The following is a 21,403-nucleotide window of genomic DNA, read 5'->3' as shown; positions in this document are numbered from 1 at the left end:
ATTTTATCGTAATTTTAATACCCTAACTTAAAAAGCGATACGATGATACCAGTTAAAGCTTATGCAGCCTATGATGCTGTTAATCCGTTAAAACCCTACACGTTTGAAAGAAAAGAAGTAGGTGCCCATCAGGTTCAGATAGAAATTCTGTACAGTGGTGTATGCCATTCAGATATTCATACCGCAAAAGGGGATTGGGGGCCCGTAAATTACCCTTTAGTTCCCGGTCACGAAATTGTAGGCCGAATTGTTGCTGTTGGAAGCGAAGTTTCTAAGTTTAAAATTGGAGAGCTGGCAGGAGTGGGGTGCTTTGTAGATTCCTGCAGAGTCTGTCCAAGCTGTCAATCCGGCGAAGAGCAATTTTGTGATGAAGGAATGACCGGAACTTACAATGGTGTAGAGAGAGGAACGGATATTCCAACCAAGGGAGGATATTCAACCAGTATTATTGTAGATGAAAGTTATACGCTTCACGTTTCTGAAAAACTCGATATCAAAGGAGTTGCTCCGTTATTATGCGCCGGAATTACAACTTATTCGCCTTTGCGTTATTTAAAAGTAGGTAAAGGGCATAAAGTTGGAGTTTTAGGGCTTGGGGGATTAGGTCATATGGCTGTGAAATTTGCAGTTTCTTTTGGTGCCGAAGTTACAATGTTAAGCCACTCTCCTTCAAAAGAAGCCGATGCTAAAAAGTTAGGCGCGCATCATTTTGCTTTAACCTCAAATCCGGAAACAATGGAATCGCTTGCCAATAGTTTCGATTTTATTCTGAATACAGTTTCTGCCAAACACGATCATAATGCCTATCTGAATTTGTTAACGACAAACGGAACCATGATTGTAGTAGGTGCTCCGCCTGCACCTGCCGAAATTCCTGTTTTTACTTTAATCATGAAAAGAAGAAGTATTATTGGAAGCTTGATTGGAGGAATCAGAGAAACTCAGGAAATGCTGGATTACTGCGCCGAGCATAATATTACTTCAGATGTTGAGATTATCGATATGGGGTATATTAATGAAGCTTACGACCGAATGAATAAAAGCGATGTGAAGTATCGTTTTGTAATTGATATGGCTTCTTTGAAGTAGTTTTTTTAAGGTTCAGAGAGGCAAAGGTTCAAAGGTTTTTTTCTTTCTGTAAACTTTGCGAGCCTTGCGGTTAAGATTTAAACGCAAGGCTCGAAGAGTTTTTTATTTTGAAGATTTGGTATAAATTTTAGTATTCCTTAATGTCTAAAGACTTTCAGTTTTTAAGATATTAGTTGTCTACTTTTTTGTATTCTAGCGTTCCTATCTGATCGTTAGTAATAACTCGCTTTTTGCTATCGAAGTAATCAATCTGGAATTTTACAGGAATTAAATTAACAGTAACGGTTAAAACATCGTTCTTTTTTGAAAGTTTCCATTTGCCGTTGGTGTTTTTGTCTCCCACAATTCCTGTGAATTTTTGATCTTCCTGGAAAACCTGAAATACCTGATCACTCTTGAATTTTTCTTTTATATCTTTTTCTTTCCCGTTTTTGGTAAGTCTTATCAGTTGCCATTTTCCAATAAGTTCTTTTGACGTTTGTGCCTGAATGGAAAGTGAAGCTAACGTAATTAGTGCTAGAAAAACAATCTTTTTCATAAGAATATGGTTTTAAAGTTAGATTTTGAGGAACTAATATGTTTCTGAACGAACTTATTTTTCTTTCAGTAATTTTTCTAAATACTCAACTTTTTCTTTTTCAGCTTGGACTAAACGCTCAAAAAGTTCCACTACTTTGTCTATTGGATTAAAGGAACAATGGCTTGGACTGAATATTCCATTTACGCCATTGCTAGTGCTATTATCATAAAAATTATTAAAATAACTGATCATGTTTTCTTCGTTAAAGTTTTTTATAGCCTCAACACTTACGCCAAGAGCTTTGGCTACTTCTGCAAGTTTTGCATCATCTATGGTTTCGCTATTCTCTATTGTGGATACGGTTTGCTGGGAGGTTCCTAAAGCCTGAGCCAAAGCTTCCTGCTTCATGTCTTTAAGTTCACGAATACGACTAATTTTTCGTCCTATGTGATTTGGTTTTGTTGCTGTACTCATAATTCAAAGATATTTATAAAGCTTTAATAAAAATGGCATTTGGTAAAAAACACATCAATTATTGTGAGATACATTTTTAATAGTTCGTTTGGGTTAAAGCTATTATAATAGATTGATGTATGTAGAGCAAAAATACAATTTTTCAGACAAGTATTAATTAGTTGCTATTAAAATTGTTAGTTAAGAAAATTCCGTAGGAATGAAATATTGATAAAGAATATGATTTATCATGTTGAAGTTACACACTGATAAAAATTCCGTAGGAATGAAATATCGGTAGCAACGGAATTCATTCCGTTGAATATGGTCAATTATACATCGGTGAGTTCCGGAGGAACGGTATATTTTGTTGGTTATAAAAATAAAAAAATCCCAAGAAGCAATTTCTTGGGATTTGGTATGATTTAGAAGTTTAAAAACTATCTAATATCGTTATTCTGAATCAAATCGATGTACAAGTTGATTTTGTCTTTCAATTCTTTTCTTGGCGTGATAAAGTCAAGGAAACCGTGCTCTAATAAGAACTCAGCAGTTTGGAAACCTTCCGGTAAATCTTTTCCGGTGGTGTCACGAACTACACGCGGACCAGCGAAACCAATCAATGCGCCTGGCTCAGAAATGTTGATATCTCCTAACATAGCGTATGATGCAGTTGTTCCTCCGGTTGTTGGATCTGTACAAAGAGAGATGTAAGGTAATTTAGCTTCTGCTAATTGTGCTAATTTCACAGATGTTTTTGCTAATTGCATTAAAGAATAAGCAGCTTCCATCATACGAGCTCCACCAGATTTAGAAATCATTACAAAAGGCAGTTTGTTTTTGATAGCGTGATCAATACCTCTGGCAATTTTTTCACCTACAACAGCTCCCATAGATCCACCGATAAAAGCGAAATCCATACAGCAAATTACAAGCTCTTTTCCTTTAGATTTTCCCACTCCGGTACGCACAGCGTCTTTCAGATGGGTTTTTTCCATAACGTCTTTCAGTCGTTCCGCATATTTTTTTGTATCCACAAAATGCAGAGGATCTTTAGAAGTCATGTTTTTATCTAATTCAACAAACTCATTATTGTCAAATAAAATTTCAAAATAGGTTGCGCTTCCAATTCGAACATGAAAATCATCTTCAGGGCTTACAAATAAGTTTCGGGCTAATTCGTCAGCATCAATAATTTTTCCTGTTGGAGATTTGTACCACAATCCTTTCGGAACGTCCATCTTATCTTCTGTAGCGGTCGTAATCCCTTTTTCCTGTCTTTTAAACCAAGCCATATTGAGTATTTTTTTTGTTTCAGGTTTCAGGTTTCAAGTTGAGAAACCTGAAACTTGAAACCTGAAACTTTCAACTTTTTTATTATAATGTATTTACGTTATTTAAGTCTGCAAAAGCTTGCTCAAGTCTTGTATTGAACGTTACTTCGCTTTCACGTACCCATTTTCTTGGGTCATAATATTTTTTGTTCGGAACATCAGCACCTTCCGGGTTACCAATTTGAGTTTTTAGATAGTCAATGTTTTTAACCATATAATCACGAATTCCTTCTGTATATGCAAATTGTAAATCGGTATCGATATTCATTTTGATTACTCCGTATCCAATTGCTTCTCTGATTTCTTCAAGTGTAGAACCTGAACCTCCGTGGAAAACAAAATCTACCGGATTATGACCCGTGTTGAATTTGTTTTGAACGAAATCCTGAGAATTTTTTAAGATTTTTGGAGTCAATTTTACGTTTCCTGGTTTGTAAACACCGTGAACGTTTCCAAAAGCAGCAGCAATTGTAAATTTAGGGCTTATTTTAGATAATTCTTCATAAGCATAAGCAACTTCTTCTGGCTGAGTATATAATTTTGAACTGTCAACGTCAGAGTTGTCAACACCATCTTCTTCACCACCTGTAATACCAAGTTCGATTTCCAATGTCATTCCCATTTTACTCATTCTTGCCAAATATTCTTTGCAGATTTCGATGTTTTCTTCGATTGGCTCCTCAGATAAGTCAATCATGTGAGAACTGTATAATGGTTTTCCTGTTTCTGCAAAATGTTTTTCAGAAGCATCTAATAAACCATCAATCCAAGGTAATAATTTTTTTGCACAGTGGTCAGTATGAAGAATTACAGTTGCTCCGTAAGCTTCTGCCAAAGTATGAATATGTTTTGCTCCGGCGATTCCACCAGCGATTGCTGCTTTTTCACCTGCATTAGATAATCCTTTTCCAGCGTTAAACTGTGCTCCTCCGTTTGAAAATTGAATGATAACCGGTGCATTTAATTTTGCTGCAGTTTCAAGAACTCCATTGATTGTGCTTGAACCAGTAACATTTACTGCAGGTAATGCAAATCCTTTTTCTTTCGCATAATTAAAGATCTCCTGAACCTGATCTCCCGTAGCTACTCCCGGTTTAATATTGTGTGCCATTGTAATTTTTTTTAGTTGTTTTTAGTTTTTAGGTTGCAAAAATAAGAATTAATTAGCATTAGAATGGATAATTTATTCCAAAATTTAAAACCGAGTGCCCAAAATTGTATTCTTTAAACCAGCGATCTCCCTTCTCATGTGCTGGGTTATAGGTCTTAAAGCCCATATCTAAACGGATAACAAAAAAGCTTAAATCGTAGCGTAAACCAAATCCTGTACCCAGTGCAATTTCAGCTAAATCGTTTACGCCAGAGAATTTTGCTTTCTCATCAATCACATTATCGAGCACATTCCAGATATTTCCGGCGTCTGCAAAGATGGCTCCTTTAACAGCGCCAAAAATTTTAAAACGAAGTTCGGCACTCATTGCTATTTTCATATTGGCCTCGTTGAAATCATTTGCGGCATTTGTGCTTCCGGGACCCAAAGAATAGGGCTGCCATGCGCGGTTGTCGTTTGAACCTCCTGCATAATAACTTCGTGAAAACGGGATATAATTTGAATTTCCAAATGGAACCGCAATTCCGAAAAAGGTTCTTACGGCCAGTACTTTTTCTTTTCCAAAATCCCAGTGTTTGATATAATCAAATTCAGTTTTGATGTATTCTGAATATTCCAGATTAAAAATTTCATAATTGCCTTTGTCATTTTTTTGAAAATTCCCAATGTTTGAAATAGCTGATAGCAAAGTACCGGCTGATTCTATTTTGGTTTTAAACTGATAGAATGTATTATCGGCAAGATCTTTTTTTGTGGTTTTGGTAAAAGTATAGCTTGTGGCCAGAATAAAGTCATTCTCGGTTAGACGAATTCTTCTTTCTTCAATGCTTTTTACATCTTTATAGTCCTGATCTGGAAGGACTAAAGTAGAGTTGGGGGACAATACATCATTGGTAAACCCTGTAGTTCCTTTGGGAATGCTTAGGTTTCGATCGTCTGGACTGTTATAATAATCCTCATTTTTATTGTATATCGTACCAATATTGTTTAATTCTCTATAAGATGTTCTATAAACGTTAAAGTAGTTATCCGGATTTAAATTTCGTACGAATTGTGCATTAAGGAGTTCAAGTTTTGCCGTATTCCCTCGTTTAGGAGACCAGTTGTAAGCGATTCCTCCTGTGAAATTTTCTTTGTCCAGTCCAATATTTCTTTGTTTAGAGAAACCTGCAGCAACGCTGGTGGAAGGAATCATTCTTTTTGGAATAATTTTTTCTGTTCCAAAAGGCAGTAAGATTCTTGGGAAATTTAGTTTCAAATCGAGACCATATTCAGAAACGTTGAAGAAATTGTTGTTGGGGTTCGCCATATCTCTGGATGACCCTAAATTTAATCGAGTAGAGATTTCCAAAGTTTCGGCTCTGTTAAAAACGTTACGAATAGTTTCGGAAATACTTGCTCCAATACCAAAATCCTGAATGTTAGAATGTGTAACGTCAAAAGTAGCTCCAAAGCTGTATTTTTTTCTTGGAGTAAGATAGACATTAGCAATTAAGGACTGCGCAGTTGAGTCGCGTTTGTCGACTGTATACTGAATAGACGGATAATTGAAAATTTTCAGATTGTTCAGGTATCTTGAGGAAAGAGTAGTTCTGGTGTCTGAAAAAGTACTTCCCTTAGTGATAAAAACTGCATCGGTAATGGCTCGTGGTCTGTATTTTAGTTTTTTATAACTGTATAGATTAAAGTTGTTGTAGGTGGTGCTGTCTGTGATTTTATTTTTTGCATTTGTTGCAGAATAATCAGTGTAGATGTTGACATCACTAATTTTGTACAGTTTAAAAGGTTCTGTTCTGCTTGAATCTCTTCCCTGGATGTTATTGTTGTTTACAATCAAAGTTACATTGGCTTTGTCTTTTTTGCCAATAGTATCAATATCAAAAGTCACATAAGTAGGCTGGAAATAATAGGCTCCGTGGTTTCTAAAGTAGGTCGTAAGACGATTTTTTTCTTCTTCAAAATCTACGGTTTTATATTGTTTTCCTGATTTTAAAACCGAAGGGTCAGGGTTAACTTTGTATAACGAGTCTAATGCAGGAGTCATTATTTTCGTTTTGATAGTGTCTAAAGTATAAGCAGGTCCGGTTGTAATATTGTAGTTTATCTTGGCTTTTTTTCTTCCAACACTGTCAATATTATAATCTGTTGCAACTTTAAAATAACCACTGTTGAAATAATAATATTTTAGACGAAGGAGTGTTTTCTTTGTTTTTGCAGTATCAATAATTACCGGAGCTTCACCGGTGCTTTTCAGAAATTCATGAATACCTTTGTACATAAAGGATTGTCCCAGACGATCAACTTGTTTTGCAGATAAGAGTTTCGACTGGCGTTCGTACAAACCCGGATTGTTTTTGAATTTAGCTTTATAGGTTGAATCCGGATTTAAATTGGCAAGGTTGTATAAATTCAAACGAAGACGATATCCTAATAGGGTACCATTCGGTTTTTGGTACATTTGATTGAAAGCAGTTTCGTCGTTAGTTGACTTGCCATTTACAAGGATAGTATTTTTAACAAGAAGGTTTTTTCCATCAGGAACTCTTTTTACAGCATTACAAGCGCAAATAAATATTGCTATTAGGATAAATGCTATTATTTTTGTGGAATTCTTTTTCAAGTGTTCTTAAATATTTAATTCAAAAGTACATTATTTTATGGTTAGTAAAAACCAAATAAAGCTTATCTCAGGGTTACATCAAAAAAAGCAACGTTTTGCAAATCAATTGTTTTTCGCCGAGGGAGTAAAAGTAATTCAAGAATTGTTGCAATCCAATTTTGAACTAGAGCATTTATACACGACTCTAAATGATTTTGAAGAGGTTCATTCTTCAAAGCGAACTTTAATTTATGAGCAGGAACTTAAAAAAATAAGTGCTTTATCTACTCCTAATTCCTGTTTGGCTGTTTTTAAAATTCCTGCCGAAAATAAAATAATCGATTCAGGTCTGATTTTGGCCTTGGACGATATTCGTGATCCCGGAAATTTAGGAACCATTTTACGCCTTTGTGACTGGTTTGGGATCAAGCAAATTGTTTGTTCAAAAGAAACCGTCGATATTTACAATCCAAAGGTGGTGCAGGCTACCATGGGTTCTATTACCAGAGTAAACGTTAATTATGTTGATCTCGAAACGTTTATAGCTCAAACAAAATTAGCTGTATTTGGAACTTTTATGGACGGCGAAAATATCTATAAAACCGATCTTCCTCAGGATGGAATCATTATCATGGGCAATGAAGCCAATGGGATTTCATCGGAAATTGAAAAAATGGTTACAAGCCGACTTACCATTCCAAGATTTGGAGAGCTGCAAAAAACAGAAAGTTTAAATGTAGCTACCGCAACAGCAATTATTCTTAGTGAATTTAAACGAAATAGTTAAGTATTTGTTTTAATGAAAAGTAAAATTTATTAAAATAGCTCTTGATTTCATAGAATCAATATTGTCAGTCCAAGGGCTAGGTCCGTTTGCCGGATTATCACGAATTAATTCGTCTGAAATTCCAAACATTCCTCGAATAGAAGGAGAGAAGATAAAATATTCAGAGAAAATGTCTATTCCAAAACCTAGCTCATAAGCGGCAGTCCATTGTTTTACTCTGAATTTTCCTTCGAAGTTATCGTCTTTTGATTTAGCATTGCTGGATAGGTTAAGTGTCGAAGACATTCCGCCAACTAAATAAGGACGAATGTTTCCGGTACGCAATGCCGAGAATTTTAAGAGTAAAGGAAAGTGGATATACGTACTGTTTACTTCTCTAAGATAGTCTTTTTGCAAAGGCAAATTGGGGTAATACAAGTCACGTTTGGTATAGTACAATCCCGGTTCAAAACGAAGATTAATGTATTCCTGTAATCTTAAATCGGCTACAACACCAACATTAAAACCGGTAGTCTTTTTTGTCTGAACATCAGGACCAGGAGATTTGTAGTCAAACTTAAAGTCAAAACTGTTAAACCCAAGGTAATAACCGAAATACAGGCGTTGTTTTTGCCAGTTTTCAAGATTAATGATAGGATCTTTGCTGAACATGCTTTTAGCAAATTGCGAATATCCTTGCGTCGATAAGACTAATAGAAGTAAGACTACAATTTTTTTCATACTATTTTTTAGAGGCAGAATAAATGGTTGCAACACCAAAAGTTTGAGGCATTGCTACAACATCTATAAACCCAATTTTTCTTAAAATATTGTTCAGAGCTTCTCCGTAAGGAAAAACTGCAGCAGATTCAGATAAATAACCATAGGCTGAATTGTCTTTAGAAAAGAGTTTTCCAATAATGGGAAGGATATTTTTGCTGTAAAATTTATAGCCTTGTTTGTATGGTGTTTTGTCAGGAACAGAGGTTTCCAGAATTACAAAAACTCCATTTGGTTTTAAAACCCTTAGAATTTCCGCAAATCCTTTTTCCAGGTTTTCGAAATTTCGAACGCCAAATCCAACCGTTATAGCATCGAAATAATTGTCTTCAAAAGGAATTTTCTCAGAATCTCCCAAAACTAAATCTATAGTATTGGATAATCCTTTTGCCTGAACTTTTTTCTTTCCCACTTCAAGCATACCAGCCGAAATATCTAAACCGATAATTTTTTCAGCATTGGTCTGCGACATTAATATGGCAAGATCACCGGTTCCGGTTGCAATATCAAGAATGATTTTTGGTTTTGTATCCGAAACAATTTTGAGTACTTTTTTTCGCCACTTGGTGTCAATTCCAAATGAGATCACACGATTTAAATTATCATAGTTACCGGAGATGTTGTCAAACATTTGGGCAACTTGCTCTTTTTTACCTAAAGAAGAGTCTTTATATGGAGTTATTTTTTCAGACATTATTTTAATTTACGCAAATATAATACAATCTGTCTTAACTGTATTGGGTTTTTTATTTTGTGCTTTAAATGTTTTAAAAGTAAGGGTTTAATTGATGTTGAATGTCAAATTTTTTAGCATCACCAAAAATGGTTACTTTGAAAAAATCACTAAAAGTGGGTATTGTGGAACGATGGATTTATATGCACTTTTGTCATAGTAATAATGATGAAGTTTAAAAGATTGATCGTTACAAATGGCTTAAAGTAACTGAGTATTATTTTTGCACTTGTGCTTAAGTTTGTCAGGAAAGAAGTTAAAGAAGTATTGTTTTGGGGTCAATACTCTATTTTTTAAAAGTGTGAAATACGTTCTTAGGATTAAAATTTGTTTTTGGAAATTTGCCTTTAATATCTTAGTGGTATTTGTTGTTAAAGGCGTCCCTTGAGATTATATCTCAACAAACAGTGTTATTTAATTATTTCAAATGTTATTCTTAATATTTGTTATTTTATCAAAACTATTTCCTGAGTGAGTCCATTTAGAAGATCAATCATTTTTGAAAAACATCCTCCAAAAGAGGATGTTTTTTTATTTTCTGATATACGTTTCGTAAGTATAATCGTAAAGATGTTTTTCGTCTTTAAAGTTTTCTTCTGATTCTACAAGCTGCCATTCTGTTTCATTGATTACAGGAAAGAAAGTATCTGCTTCAAAAGTATGATGTACTTTGGTAACTTCAATAATATCGGTATATGGCAAACCAAGATTGTAGATTTCACCACCTCCAATAATATAGGAGTCTTCGTTTTCAGGACATACGGCTATCGCTTTTTCGATAGAATCAACAACAATACAGCCTTCCGGTTGATAATCATTTTGACGTGTTATTACAACGTGTACTCTGTTTGGTAAAGGTTTAGGGAAGCTTTCAAAGGTTTTTCTTCCCATAATAATATGATGGTTGGTAGTAAGCGATTTAAATCTTTTAAAATCATTTGGTAAATGCCAAACTAAATCATTGTTCTTTCCCAGTGCGTTATTTTCGGCAACAGCCGCTATCATTATAATCATGGCATTCTAAACTAAATTTTATTTTCAGAATCTTCACTTACTTTCGATTCTAACTGACTAATTCTCTTTTGTTGCAAAGCAACAAGCCGATCAATTTGTTCTCTTTCCCATTTTTTGTTCATGAACCGATCTGTGATGTATACTTTTATAAAATGCAGAATAAAGATAAAAAGCCAGATTGTTATGGCCCAAATACACCAATCTTGTCCGCTGGTGGCTCCGAGACCAAAGAATCGATTGGCGATAAATAAAAATAAACTTCCTAGAATAAAAAGTACAAAATGAAAATAAAGGACCTTCTTTTGTCTGATTCTTCTTCTGGCATACTCGTATTGTTCGTGTACTTCCTTTTCCATAAGATATAAATGAGGTCATAAAGTTAGAATTTATTTTGTAATGACCCATTTAGATCGGGGAATATTTCTCTTAAAGTGATTTAATGCTTTGAAATTCAAAATTTTACATGGTTTTATTTACGGAAAGTAAAAAAAATACTAAGTGTTTTTGATATAATCACAAAACGATTGTAGGGGTACAGGGAGTTCAAATGAATTTATGTAATTTAGTCTATGAATCTAAAAATTAAATAGTTATGTCTTTGAAGAAACAGTTTGTAAAAACAAGGCCGGTGTGTAAAGTCACCTTTACGATAGATGCAAAAGATGCAAATTCGGCGGCAGTTGTTGGGGATTTTAACAATTGGAATCCCGAGGAAGGAATTTTAAGTAAATTGAAAAATGGAACTTTTAAAGCTACTTATGATTTGGTGAAAGACGCGATTTACGAATTTAAATATGTAGTCGACGGAGTGTATGAAAACGATCCTGAGGCGGATTCGTATAAGTGGAATGATTATGCTGGAAGCGAAAACAGCGTTCTGGTAGTATAAAAAAATCCGCTTAAATTTTAAGCGGATTTTTTATGTTTTATACAGCAACACTTCCTTTTATACCGGCATGCGGTTCATAATCTAAAAGCGTGAAGTCATTGTAATCAAAGTCGAAAATGTTTTTAATCTCCGGATTTAAAACCATCTTAGGTAGTGGTTTTGGTTCACGTGTAAGTTGTAGTTCTAATTGCTCAAAATGATTGTTGTAAATGTGTGCGTCTCCAAATGTGTGAATGAATTCTCCCGGTTCCAAGTCGCAAACCTGTGCAATCATCAGGGTTAATAAAGCGTAAGAAGCGATGTTAAAAGGAACTCCTAAAAATATATCGGCACTTCGCTGGTACAGTTGGCAGGAAAGTTTTCCTTTTGTTTCTCCTTTTTCGGTGTCAGGACTTGTGACATAAAATTGAAAGAAAGCGTGGCAAGGAGGTAAAGCTGCTTTGTTGTTGGCTACATTCTCTTCAAATGATTTTTTAGTATCCGGCAAAACTGAAGGATTCCATGCTGAAACCAGCATTCTTCGACTGTTTGGATTTGTTTTTAGCTCAGTAATTAATTCAGAGATTTGATCAATTTCTTCGCTGTTCCAATTACGCCATTGATGTCCGTAAACAGGGCCTAAATCGCCATTAGAGTCTGCCCAAGCATCCCAAATTTTTACACCGTTTTCCTGAAGGTATTTTACGTTGGTGTCTCCTTTTAAGAACCAAAGCAATTCATATATAATTGATTTTAGGTGTAGCTTTTTGGTGGTAACCATCGGGAAACCTTCACTTAAATCAAATCTCATTTGGTAGCCAAAAACACTTTTGGTTCCCGTTCCTGTTCTGTCTCCTTTTTGGCAGCCGTTGTCTAAAACGTGTCGTACCAAATCTAAGTATTGTTTCATAATTGCTTTAAGCTTTAGGCTCTAAGCTTTAGGTTTTTTCCTAATGCTTAAAGCTTTTTTTTATGTTTTTGAGTTAAGCTTATTGCTTATAGCCTATGGCTTACAGCTCTTAAGTTATCTTTTCGAAATTTCGTCTCGAATTTTAGCTGCTTTTTCGTAATCTTCCTGAGAAACAGCCTGGTCTAAAAGTTCGTTTAGTTCCTGTAAACTATGTTTTGAATAAACATCTCCGGATTGATTGCTTTCCTCTTCACGTCCAAAAGTTTCGGGATTCGAAAGTACATCATCAATTTCCTGAGATCCCTGATCGGTTTCTGCGGTATTCGATTTTAAGTAAATTCCCGCTTTGTCCAGAATGTTTTTGTAAGTAAAAATCGGAGCATTAAATCGCAAAGCCAATGCAATGGCATCAGAAGTTCTGGCGTCTATAATTTCTTCAATTTTGTCTCTTTCGCAGATTAAACTGGAATAAAAAACACCATCCACAAGTTTGTGAATAATTACTTGTTTTACGACTATATCAAATCGCTCAGCAAAGTTTCTGAACAAATCGTGCGTTAACGGACGCGGAGGTTTAATTTCTTTTTCCAGAGCAATAGCAATCGATTGTGCTTCAAAAGCACCAATAACGATAGGCAATTTTCTTTCGCCATCAACTTCATTCAAAATTAAGGCATAAGCGCCATTTTGAGTTTGACTGTATGAAATTCCTTTTATGGATAATTTTACTAGACTCATATATATGGATAAAAAAGGGCAATTATTGCCTCATTTTGATACTTTTTTTGATTGAAAAATAAAGGTGCAATTTTAATCAAAAAATATGGAACAAAAAAGCTACCTAAAACAAAGATACGATTATCTTGTTTTTAGGTAGCTATATTTTTAAAGAGAATTTTTAAATTAAGAATGCTGTGCTTTAAAAGCTTTTAATTTCTCAATTAATTGCGGAACAATTTCAAAAGCATCTCCAACTACTCCGTAATCAGCTACTTTAAAGAAAGGAGCCTCAGGGTCGTTGTTGATTACAACTTTTACTTTTGATGAGTTGATACCTGCAATGTGCTGAATAGCACCTGAAATTCCTATTGCAATGTATAAATTAGTGGCAACCGGTTTTCCGGTTTGTCCAACGTGCTCGCTGTGAGGTCTCCATCCTAAGTCTGAAACTGGTTTAGAACAAGCTGTTGCTGCGCCTAATACAGAAGCAAGATCTTCAACTAATCCCCAATTTTCAGGGCCTTTTAATCCGCGTCCGCCTGAAACTACGATATCAGCATCAGCGATAGAAACTTTTCCGGTTACTTTTTCTACAGATTCTACTTTTACTCCAAAATCGTTGTCTCCAATTGTTGGGTTGAAATCTTCTTCAGTTGCAGATCCAGCACTTTCGAAAATTCCGTAAGAGTTTTTAGCAAGACCAAGAACTTTTACATCTGTAGTGATTTCAGTAATATTGAAAGCTTTGTTAGAGAAAGCATTTCTTTTTACCTGAAAAGGAGAAGTGCTAACTGGTAATCCAACTACATTTGAAGCGAAACCAGCGTTTAAAGCTACAGCTACTAATGAAGAAAGGTAAATACTATCTGTTGTAGAAGAAAGTAAAACTACTTTTGTAGCTTCTTTTTCAGCGGCTTGTTTGATCACATCGGCATAAGCCTTAGCAGTAAAACCAGCTAATTTATCGTTGTTTATTTTTAATACTTTATCAACTCCGTATTTTGATAATTCGCTAACATCACTAATGTTTACGGTTAAAGCGGTAACAGTTGTTCCTAAAGTTTCAGCTACTTTTTTAGCGTAAGAAGCTAGTTCGAAAGCAACTTTTTTAAATTTTCCTTCTGCAGATTCTGCATATATTAATATTGACATAATTTTTTGTTTAGAAGTTTAAAGTTTCAGGTTTCAAGTTGATGTAAAATGAAAACTGCAACTGAATACTGATTACTAGATTACTTTAGCCTCGTTGTGTAATAAATTGATTAATTCATCTAAATTATCAGGAGAAACTAGTTTTACTGCTGATTTAGGAGCTGGTTTTTCAAATTTTACCGCTTTTGTATTTACCGGAGCATCAACTGGTTCCAGAATAGTTAAAGCTTTTGTTCTTGCTGTCATGATTCCTCTCATGTTCGGAATACGTAAGTCTTTTTCTTCAACAAGACCTTTTTGACCACCAATGATTAAAGGTAAAGTAGTGCTTACAGTTTCTTTTCCACCATCAATTTCACGGACTGCTTTTACATTACTGCCTTCAACAGTGATCGAAGTACAAGAATTTAAAAAGTTAGAACCTAAAATTCCTGCAATCATTCCAGGAACCATTCCACCATTATAATCTAAAGATTCTTTTCCGGCAATTACCAGATCATAACCACCATTTTTAATTACTTCAGCCAATTGTTTTGCAACAAAAAAACCATCAGTTGGGTTAGCATTTACACGAATTGCTTCGTTTGCACCAATTGCCAAAGCTTTACGTAAAGTAGGCTCAGTATCAGGTCCTCCAACATTTACAACAGTTACTGTTGCACCTTGTTGCTCCTGAAACCAGATTGCACGTGTAAGACCAAACTCATCATTAGGATTAATTACATATTGAACACCATTGGTATCGAATTCTGAGTCACCATTGGAGAAGTTAATTTTTGAAGTAGTATCAGGCACATGGCTGATGCAAACTAATATTTTCATAAGTATATATTTTGATAAATTATAAAACGCTTCCACAAATTTAGAAATTAAAATTGAAATAATATACTATGCGTGCATAATATTTTTTAAAAACTATTACGTTTTCGCAGATTATGGAATAAGGAAAGCCGTTAATCGTTATTGGATATTGATAATGCATTGATGTTTCCTGATTCTTAGGGATTTTGCAAAACAGAGATTGCTCGCACTGTTAAATTTGTTGTCGACTTATACTATAATTTCGATTGTTACGTTAGTTAGTAAGAATTTTACTGAAGTGAAGCCTAATTTTAAAGCGGGAAGTTGGGCTGAAAAAAAGTTTTTAAGTGATAAAGCGTTAATTACATCGATTTCGTAATTATCATAACAAATTTTAAAAAGTTAAAAGCGCAGGAGAGTCGGAAGTTCGTGTGATTTTAAATTCAATTTTTGCTTTTAAGTGATTTAAAATATTTATTTTTGCTCTTCAGAAAATTCAACATACAATATAAATATGAGAACAATACAATTTAGAGAGGCCATTTGTGAAGCGATGAGCGAAGAAATGCGTCACGATGAATCCATATATTTAATGGGCGAAGAAGTTGCAGAATACAACGGAGCTTACAAAGCTTCAAAAGGAATGCTTGCTGAGTTTGGTGAAAAAAGAGTAATCGATACTCCAATTGCTGAGCTTGGTTTTACAGGAATTGCAGTAGGATCAGCAATGAATGGCTGTCGTCCTATTGTTGAGTATATGACTTTCAACTTTTGTTTAGTAGGTATTGATCAAATTATAAATAATGCTGCTAAAATGCGTCAAATGACAGGTGGACAATTTAATGTGCCTATCGTTTTTCGTGGACCAACTGCTTCTGCAGGTCAATTAGGAGCAACTCACTCTCAAGCTTTAGAAAACTGGTTTGCTAATACTCCGGGACTTAAAGTGGTTGTACCTTCAACTCCTTATGATGCAAAGGGACTTTTGAAATCTGCTATTCGTGATAATGATCCGGTGATTTTTATGGAATCTGAGCAAATGTATGGTGACAAAGGTGAGGTGCCGGACGGAGAATATACAATTCCATTAGGAGTTGCCGATGTTAAACGTGAAGGAAAAGATGTTACAATTGTTTCTTTTGGTAAAATTATCAAAGAAGCTTTTATCGCTGCTGATGAATTGGCTAAAGAAGGAATCTCTTGTGAGATTATCGATTTAAGAACAGTTCGTCCAATGGATAAAGAAACTATTCTTGCTTCTGTAAGAAAAACAAACCGTTTAGTAGTTTTAGAAGAAGCTTGGCCATTTGCAAGTATTTCATCTGAGATTACTTATATCGTTCAGGAACAAGCATTCGATTTTCTTGATGCGCCAATTCAGCGTATTACGACTGCCGATGCACCTGCACCATACTCTCCTGTTTTACTAAAAGATTGGTTGCCTAATGCAGGTGATGTAGTAAAAGCAGTAAAGAAAGTAATGTACAAATAGTAAATTAAACGATACTTATAAAACTTCATCAGTCATGTTAATTGATGAAGTTTTTTTTTGCAGGATTATGAAAAGAATAATTTTACTCAGCTTATTTTTTGTACTCGCACTAGTGGGTGGCGTTGCTGCACAAACTAAAGTGAGTGGAATTGTTTTAGACAAATCGAATCAGCCGATTCCGTTTGCAAATGTTGTTTTTAAAGGGTCGAATACGGGAATCGTTTCGAATGAAGACGGACGTTTTTATCTCGAATCGCCTAATACGTATACTACCTTAGTGGTGAGTTCAGCGGGATTCTCTGATCGGGAAGTTACGTTGGAAAAAGCGGTAAACTATGATTTCAAAATAGTTTTAAGTGAAGCTGAAGCACTGAATGAAGTGGTTATCTTTACCGGAAAAACCTCTAAGAAAAACAATCCTGCACTGGATATTCTGAGAAAAATCTGGGAACGTAAACGCAAGAACGGACTGTACCAATTCAGTCAGTATCAAATGCAGAAGTATGAAAAAGTCGAGTTTGACATGAACACGATTGATAGTGCTTTTATGAAGAATAAACTCTTCAAAGGAATGGAGTTTGTGTTCCAGCATGTTGACACATCCGAAGTTACCGGAAAAACGTATCTGCCGATTTTTATTAGTGAATCTCTTTATGATGTATACGGAGATAATAAATTAAAGAAAACAAAGGAGAATCTGACCGGAAATAAAACTTCAGGGTTCAATGGTAATCAGCAGATTTTGTCTTTTGTAAAAGACCTGTACTCTGATTATAATATTTACGACAATCACCTTAAATTTTTCGATAAGAGCTTTACAAGTCCGCTTTCCAGAACCGGAATTGACGTCTACAATTATGTTTTAAAAGACAGTGCTTATGTTGACAAAAAATGGTGTTATAATATTGTTTTTTATCCAAGACGTAAAAATGAACTGACTTTTAAAGGGGATTTTTGGGTAAACGATACCACTTTTGCGATTAAAAAAATTAATATGGCCGTTACTAAAAGTGCCAATATTAACTGGGTAAAAGACATTTATATCGAACAGGAATTTGAGGTAGAGAATGATTCTGTATTTCTTCTGACCCGTGATTATATGATGTCTGATTTTGCTTTGAACAAAAAGGAAAAATCAAAAGGGGTTTACGGAAAGCGAACCACATTGTATAAAGATCATAAATTCAATCTTCAGAAACCGGAAAGTTTTTATAAGCAGGAAGTTAATTTTATTGATAATTCTGTCTATACGAAATCGGATGAGTTTTGGAATGAAAACCGTTTTGAAAAACTCAATAAAGATGAAGCGGGTATTTATAAAATGCTCGACACGCTGCAAACTGTTAAAAGATTCAAGCAACTCTATAGTTTAGTTTCTATTCTGGGAAGTGGTTATGTCGAGTTTAAGAATTTCGATTTTGGACCTATCTTTTCAACATTCGGCTATAATGAAGTTGAAGGATTGCGATTGCGTGCAGGAGGAAGGACTTATTTTGGTCCGAATGACCCTTGGCGTATACAAGCCTATACGGCATATGGTTTTGACGATAATAAATTCAAATACGGAGTTTCCGGAAAATGGATGGTGGACAAGAAAAACCGTGTCATTATCTCCGGAGGAAACAGGCGCGATATCGAACAAATTGGTGCTAGTTTAACGACTACGAACGATATTTTAGGACGAAGTTTTGCTTCTTCCGCCTTATTTACCACCGGAAGTAATGGAAAACTGACGAACATAAATCTGAGCAATGTTTCCCTTGAAATGGAGCCTCTTAAGAATTTTGTTGTTCAGGCCGGAGTTTCCTATAGAACTTTAGAATCGGCTTCCCCTACTTTTAGTTTAGACTATTATACTACTTTACCAACTGCTGCGAATCCGGCTGGTGTAATAGCCAATAAAGTAACACAGTCAGAGGCGAACATTCAGTTTGAGTTTATGCCGAATCGTAAAACTATCGGTTTTGGAGTAGAGCGTAATATTGTTGACAGTCCGTTCAGTCATTTCTTTGTAAACTTTAGCTATGGTTTAAAAGGGGTTTTAAACAGTGATTTTGCTTATCAAAAAGTCCAATTGTTTTATAAACAACCTATTATTATTGGCCCGTTAGGAAGATCCAATATTATCATTGAAACCGGAAAAACCTTTGGTACAATTCCGCTGGGGTTAATGAGTGTAATCCCTGGAAACCAAACCTATTTTACTATCGAGAATACCTTCAGTAATTTAAATTTCTATGAGTTTGTGACCGATCAGTATACCACTTTACAATGGAATCATGATTTTGGAGGAAGGCTGTTTGCAAGGATTCCTTTCATGAGAAAATTAAACTGGAGAGAATTTGTAGGAATCAGAGCAGTACACGGAACTATTTCGGATGCTAATCGTGCCATTAATGCTTCGGGCTTACCTTATAATGCACCCGAAAATGTATATTGGGAATACAATGCCGGAATTGGAAATATATTCAAAGTATTCCGTCTTGACTTCTCATGGAGAGGGAATTACCTCAATATGCCGGATGCAAGCAAATTTGCGATAAAAGGTTCATTTGGTTTTTATTTTTAGATAAATTGTCAGATTTTTTCTTAATTTAGTTTCTATGAGTATAACTATAGAAAGTAAGAATCTAAATTGGACAAATAATCTCAGAGTTTTAGCCACCATCAGCGTAATCGTAGTGCATGTAGCCTGTGATATTCTGTATCAGTACGGTCATATATCCAATTTTACCTGGTGGACGGGTAATGTTTACGACGGTCTTGTCCGTTTTTGTGTACCTATTTTTTTGATGCTTACCGGAGCATTAATGCTGAACAAAAAATACGAACTGAATGATTTTTTGAGAAAAAAGTTCTCGAGAATTATTTTACCTTTCTTATTCTGGAGTCTTTTTTATGTTCTGCTAACCGTTAGAAGCGAATTTTTGTTAGAATCTGAAAAAGCATTTGTCGATATTTTTAAGCGTGCCATTACACTTATTATCGGAGGGAGTTCCTTTCATTTATGGTACATTTATATGGTAATTGGGATTTATCTTTTTATCCCGATTCTCAGCAAGTGGATTCAGAATGCCAATGAAAAGGAGATATTGTATTTTCTGGCCATTTGGATTTTTGCTTTAATGATCAATCAGCCCATTTTTTCTAAGTTCAGAATCAATGTTGATCTGACCTACTTTACAGGCTTTTTAGGATATCTGGTTTTAGGTTATTATTTGTCGGTCAAGTCATTTCAATATGATGCCCGAAGATTGAAACGAATTTCTGTACTCTTGCTTTCTTTTGGAGCTATTATTACAATTTTCGGAACTTATTTTTTATCGATATCAGAAGATCGTTTTAATGAATATTTTTATGGTTACCTGACTTTTAATGTGATGCTGGTTTCTATTGGATTGTTTATTTTCTTCAAAAATTCAAAAATTTCAAATCCAACCCTCATTCGGATTATTAATTTCATCAATAAATACAGCTACGGTATTTATCTGGTTCATATTCTGGTTTTACGGTTTCTGGTGTCTTCAGGAATCGATTATGATTTTATAAATCCGGTTTTGGCTATTCCTATTACAACGCTATTGTGTTTGTTTCTTTCTTCTTTTATTATTTATGCGGTGAATAAACTTCCTTATGGACAATACATTTCGGGATAATTATTGCAGTAATTTTGTTTAATTTTGAGTATTCTTAAAACAAAGTTATGCAGGATGCCATTGATTTCCTATCTGCCAGAAACCCTGTTTTTCTGGATATTATAGACAAATACGGATTGCCGCCGATTCCAAAACGCCCGCAAGGTTTTGCGACTTTGGTATTGCTTATTTTAGAGCAGCAAGTTTCGATAGATTCGGCGAAAGCAACGTTTTTAAAGATAAAAGCCTATACGACCTGTAGTCCTGAAAATATGGTGGAGTTATCGGATGAAGAGTTTCGAAATTTGGGAGTGAGCCGTCAAAAGACGAAATACATTAAGATATTGTCAGAAGCCGTTTTGAGTAAAGAACTGGACATCGAAAGTCTGGCTACAAAATCGGCAAAAGAAGTTCGGGAAGAGCTTATTAAGCTGAAAGGAATTGGAAACTGGACGATTGATATTTATCTGATGTTCTGTCTTCAGGAACCCGATTTGATTCCGTTGGGAGATATTGCAGTTGTCAACACCATTAAAGAATTATTGGATATTCACGACAAAAAGGAAATGGAAATTCACGCGGAACAATGGAGTCCGTATCGGTCTTATGCCACCTATTTACTTTGGCATTATTATCTAAACAAAAGAAATAGAAAGATTACGTATTAACTCCCTGTTTTTTAAAAGAAAAGTACATAGATAAATGCAGTTTTTTATTGTAAAAAGGGATTCTTTAGTTACTTTTGCAGTCGAAATTATAGAAACAATAAAAAACAAAAATGACCGCAGACAAACTAACAACTTTCGATGTGTTGATCGAAATACCAAGAGGAAGCAGAAATAAATACGAGTACGATTTTGAAATTAAAAGAATGCGTTTCGACAGAATGTTATTCTCTTCAATGATGTACCCGGCTGATTACGGATTTATTCCGGAAACTTTAGCTCTTGATGGTGACCCTCTTGATGTATTGGTTTTAGTAAACGAACCAACTTTCCCTGGATGTGTTATGGAAGTAAAACCAATTGGTGTTTTCCACATGGCAGATGATAAAGGACCAGACGAAAAAATTATTTGTGTACCAGTTTCTGACCCAATCTGGAATTCATTAAATGATCTTTCTGATATCAACGGACACTTAGTAAAAGAAATCGAGCACTTCTTCCAGGTATACAAAGATCTTGAAAACAAAAAAGTAGACGTAGAAGGATGGGGAGACGTAAACGAAGCTTATGCTATTATTGCAGAGTGTACAAAACGTTTTGATGATATTGAAAACAAACCGGAAGGATTATTTAGCATTAAATAATTTATAAACCGCCCAATTATAAAAAAAGCAATACTACCGTCAGGAGTATTGCTTTTTTGTTTAAATTCGTTTGAGTTAGTTTATTGACTTTTAACTATTAACCAAAAAACCATTACT

General features: G+C 34.9%; 21 protein-coding genes. 8 read left to right on the top strand and 13 right to left on the bottom strand.

Annotated elements, in window-relative coordinates; genetic code table 11:
* Positions 1-42: 42 nt before the first annotated feature.
* Complete coding sequence (locus C245_RS0119895; protein WP_017498376.1) at positions 43-1,089, top strand: NAD(P)-dependent alcohol dehydrogenase; 1,047 nt, start codon at positions 43-45, stop codon at positions 1,087-1,089.
* Positions 1,090-1,258: 169 nt separating this feature from the next.
* Here C245_RS0119895 and C245_RS0119890 read toward each other — a convergent pair whose 3' ends face one another.
* The 5 genes from C245_RS0119890 to C245_RS0119870 form a co-directional block, all read right to left on the bottom strand.
* The gene (locus C245_RS0119890) at positions 1,259-1,627 is read right to left on the bottom strand and encodes a DUF5004 domain-containing protein (protein WP_017498375.1); all 369 of its coding nucleotides are present in this window, start codon (positions 1,625-1,627) and stop codon (positions 1,259-1,261) included.
* A 54-nt stretch (positions 1,628-1,681) separates the two neighbouring features.
* A complete protein-coding gene (locus tag C245_RS0119885; RefSeq protein ID WP_017498374.1) occupies positions 1,682-2,083 on the bottom strand; it encodes a helix-turn-helix domain-containing protein in 402 nt (133 codons plus the stop codon).
* Positions 2,084-2,502: 419 nt separating this feature from the next.
* Entirely contained in the window at positions 2,503-3,357 is an 855-nt protein-coding gene (gene accD, locus C245_RS0119880; protein WP_017498373.1) for an acetyl-CoA carboxylase, carboxyltransferase subunit beta, read from the bottom strand.
* A gap of 82 nt (positions 3,358-3,439) precedes the next feature.
* Positions 3,440-4,507: a class II fructose-bisphosphate aldolase gene (gene fbaA, locus C245_RS0119875; RefSeq protein WP_017498372.1), complete on the bottom strand. Its 1,068-nt coding sequence runs from the start codon at positions 4,505-4,507 to the stop codon at positions 3,440-3,442.
* Positions 4,508-4,565: 58 nt separating this feature from the next.
* Positions 4,566-7,127 (bottom strand): BamA/TamA family outer membrane protein, encoded by a 2,562-nt coding sequence (locus C245_RS0119870; RefSeq protein WP_017498371.1) that lies wholly within the window; start codon positions 7,125-7,127, stop codon positions 4,566-4,568.
* A gap of 37 nt (positions 7,128-7,164) precedes the next feature.
* On the opposite strand from C245_RS0119870, the gene C245_RS0119865 reads away from it, so the two are divergent.
* Positions 7,165-7,893, top strand: a complete 729-nt coding sequence (locus C245_RS0119865; RefSeq protein ID WP_017498370.1) for an RNA methyltransferase — start codon at positions 7,165-7,167, stop codon at positions 7,891-7,893.
* Between the two features lie 9 nt (positions 7,894-7,902).
* Here the strand turns inward: C245_RS0119865 and C245_RS0119860 are convergent, their stop codons facing one another.
* From C245_RS0119860 to C245_RS0119845, 4 genes are all read right to left on the bottom strand, one after another.
* On the bottom strand, positions 7,903-8,613 hold the full coding sequence (locus C245_RS0119860; RefSeq protein ID WP_026110181.1) for a porin family protein: 711 nt from the start codon (positions 8,611-8,613) through the stop codon (positions 7,903-7,905).
* Position 8,614: 1 nt separating this feature from the next.
* Positions 8,615-9,346, bottom strand: a complete 732-nt coding sequence (ubiE, locus tag C245_RS0119855) for a bifunctional demethylmenaquinone methyltransferase/2-methoxy-6-polyprenyl-1,4-benzoquinol methylase UbiE (protein WP_017498368.1) — start codon at positions 9,344-9,346, stop codon at positions 8,615-8,617.
* A gap of 570 nt (positions 9,347-9,916) precedes the next feature.
* Positions 9,917-10,399, bottom strand: coding sequence for a dihydrofolate reductase (locus C245_RS0119850; protein ID WP_026110180.1), 483 nt, complete (start codon positions 10,397-10,399; stop codon positions 9,917-9,919).
* A gap of 11 nt (positions 10,400-10,410) precedes the next feature.
* Entirely contained in the window at positions 10,411-10,755 is a 345-nt protein-coding gene (locus C245_RS0119845) for a 2TM domain-containing protein (protein WP_017498366.1), read from the bottom strand.
* Between the two features lie 236 nt (positions 10,756-10,991).
* Between C245_RS0119845 and C245_RS0119840 the strand changes: the two genes are divergently transcribed.
* The gene (locus C245_RS0119840) at positions 10,992-11,288 is read left to right on the top strand and encodes an isoamylase early set domain-containing protein (protein WP_017498365.1); all 297 of its coding nucleotides are present in this window, start codon (positions 10,992-10,994) and stop codon (positions 11,286-11,288) included.
* Positions 11,289-11,325: 37 nt separating this feature from the next.
* On the opposite strand, the gene C245_RS0119835 is transcribed toward C245_RS0119840, so the two are convergent.
* The 4 genes from C245_RS0119835 to C245_RS0119820 form a co-directional block, all read right to left on the bottom strand.
* Positions 11,326-12,177 (bottom strand): thymidylate synthase, encoded by an 852-nt coding sequence (locus C245_RS0119835; RefSeq protein WP_017498364.1) that lies wholly within the window; start codon positions 12,175-12,177, stop codon positions 11,326-11,328.
* Between the two features lie 114 nt (positions 12,178-12,291).
* Positions 12,292-12,915: a bifunctional nuclease family protein gene (locus C245_RS0119830; RefSeq protein ID WP_017498363.1), complete on the bottom strand. Its 624-nt coding sequence runs from the start codon at positions 12,913-12,915 to the stop codon at positions 12,292-12,294.
* A gap of 165 nt (positions 12,916-13,080) precedes the next feature.
* The gene (locus C245_RS0119825; RefSeq protein ID WP_017498362.1) at positions 13,081-14,049 is read right to left on the bottom strand and encodes an electron transfer flavoprotein subunit alpha/FixB family protein; all 969 of its coding nucleotides are present in this window, start codon (positions 14,047-14,049) and stop codon (positions 13,081-13,083) included.
* A 75-nt stretch (positions 14,050-14,124) separates the two neighbouring features.
* A complete protein-coding gene (locus C245_RS0119820; protein WP_017498361.1) occupies positions 14,125-14,871 on the bottom strand; it encodes an electron transfer flavoprotein subunit beta/FixA family protein in 747 nt (248 codons plus the stop codon).
* Between the two features lie 493 nt (positions 14,872-15,364).
* Here C245_RS0119820 and C245_RS0119815 point away from each other — a divergent pair, with 493 nt between their 5' ends.
* The 5 genes from C245_RS0119815 (at position 15,365) to C245_RS0119795 (ending at position 21,286) form a co-directional block, all read left to right on the top strand.
* Positions 15,365-16,342 (top strand): pyruvate dehydrogenase complex E1 component subunit beta, encoded by a 978-nt coding sequence (locus C245_RS0119815; protein WP_017498360.1) that lies wholly within the window; start codon positions 15,365-15,367, stop codon positions 16,340-16,342.
* Between the two features lie 67 nt (positions 16,343-16,409).
* Positions 16,410-18,911, top strand: coding sequence for a DUF5686 and carboxypeptidase-like regulatory domain-containing protein (locus C245_RS0119810; protein ID WP_017498359.1), 2,502 nt, complete (start codon positions 16,410-16,412; stop codon positions 18,909-18,911).
* A gap of 34 nt (positions 18,912-18,945) precedes the next feature.
* Complete coding sequence (locus C245_RS0119805) at positions 18,946-19,998, top strand: acyltransferase (protein ID WP_017498358.1); 1,053 nt, start codon at positions 18,946-18,948, stop codon at positions 19,996-19,998.
* Between the two features lie 47 nt (positions 19,999-20,045).
* Complete coding sequence (locus tag C245_RS0119800) at positions 20,046-20,645, top strand: DNA-3-methyladenine glycosylase (RefSeq protein WP_017498357.1); 600 nt, start codon at positions 20,046-20,048, stop codon at positions 20,643-20,645.
* A 110-nt stretch (positions 20,646-20,755) separates the two neighbouring features.
* Positions 20,756-21,286 carry an inorganic diphosphatase gene (locus C245_RS0119795; RefSeq protein WP_017498356.1) on the top strand — a complete coding sequence of 177 codons (531 nt, stop codon included), beginning with the start codon at positions 20,756-20,758 and terminating at the stop codon, positions 21,284-21,286.
* Positions 21,287-21,403: the final 117 nt, after the last annotated feature.

The sequence above is a fragment of the Flavobacterium sp. WG21 genome (assembly GCF_000335775.1).
Lineage (GTDB): Bacteria > Bacteroidota > Bacteroidia > Flavobacteriales > Flavobacteriaceae > Flavobacterium > Flavobacterium tructae.
This window is presented reverse-complemented; position numbering and strand designations above follow the sequence as displayed.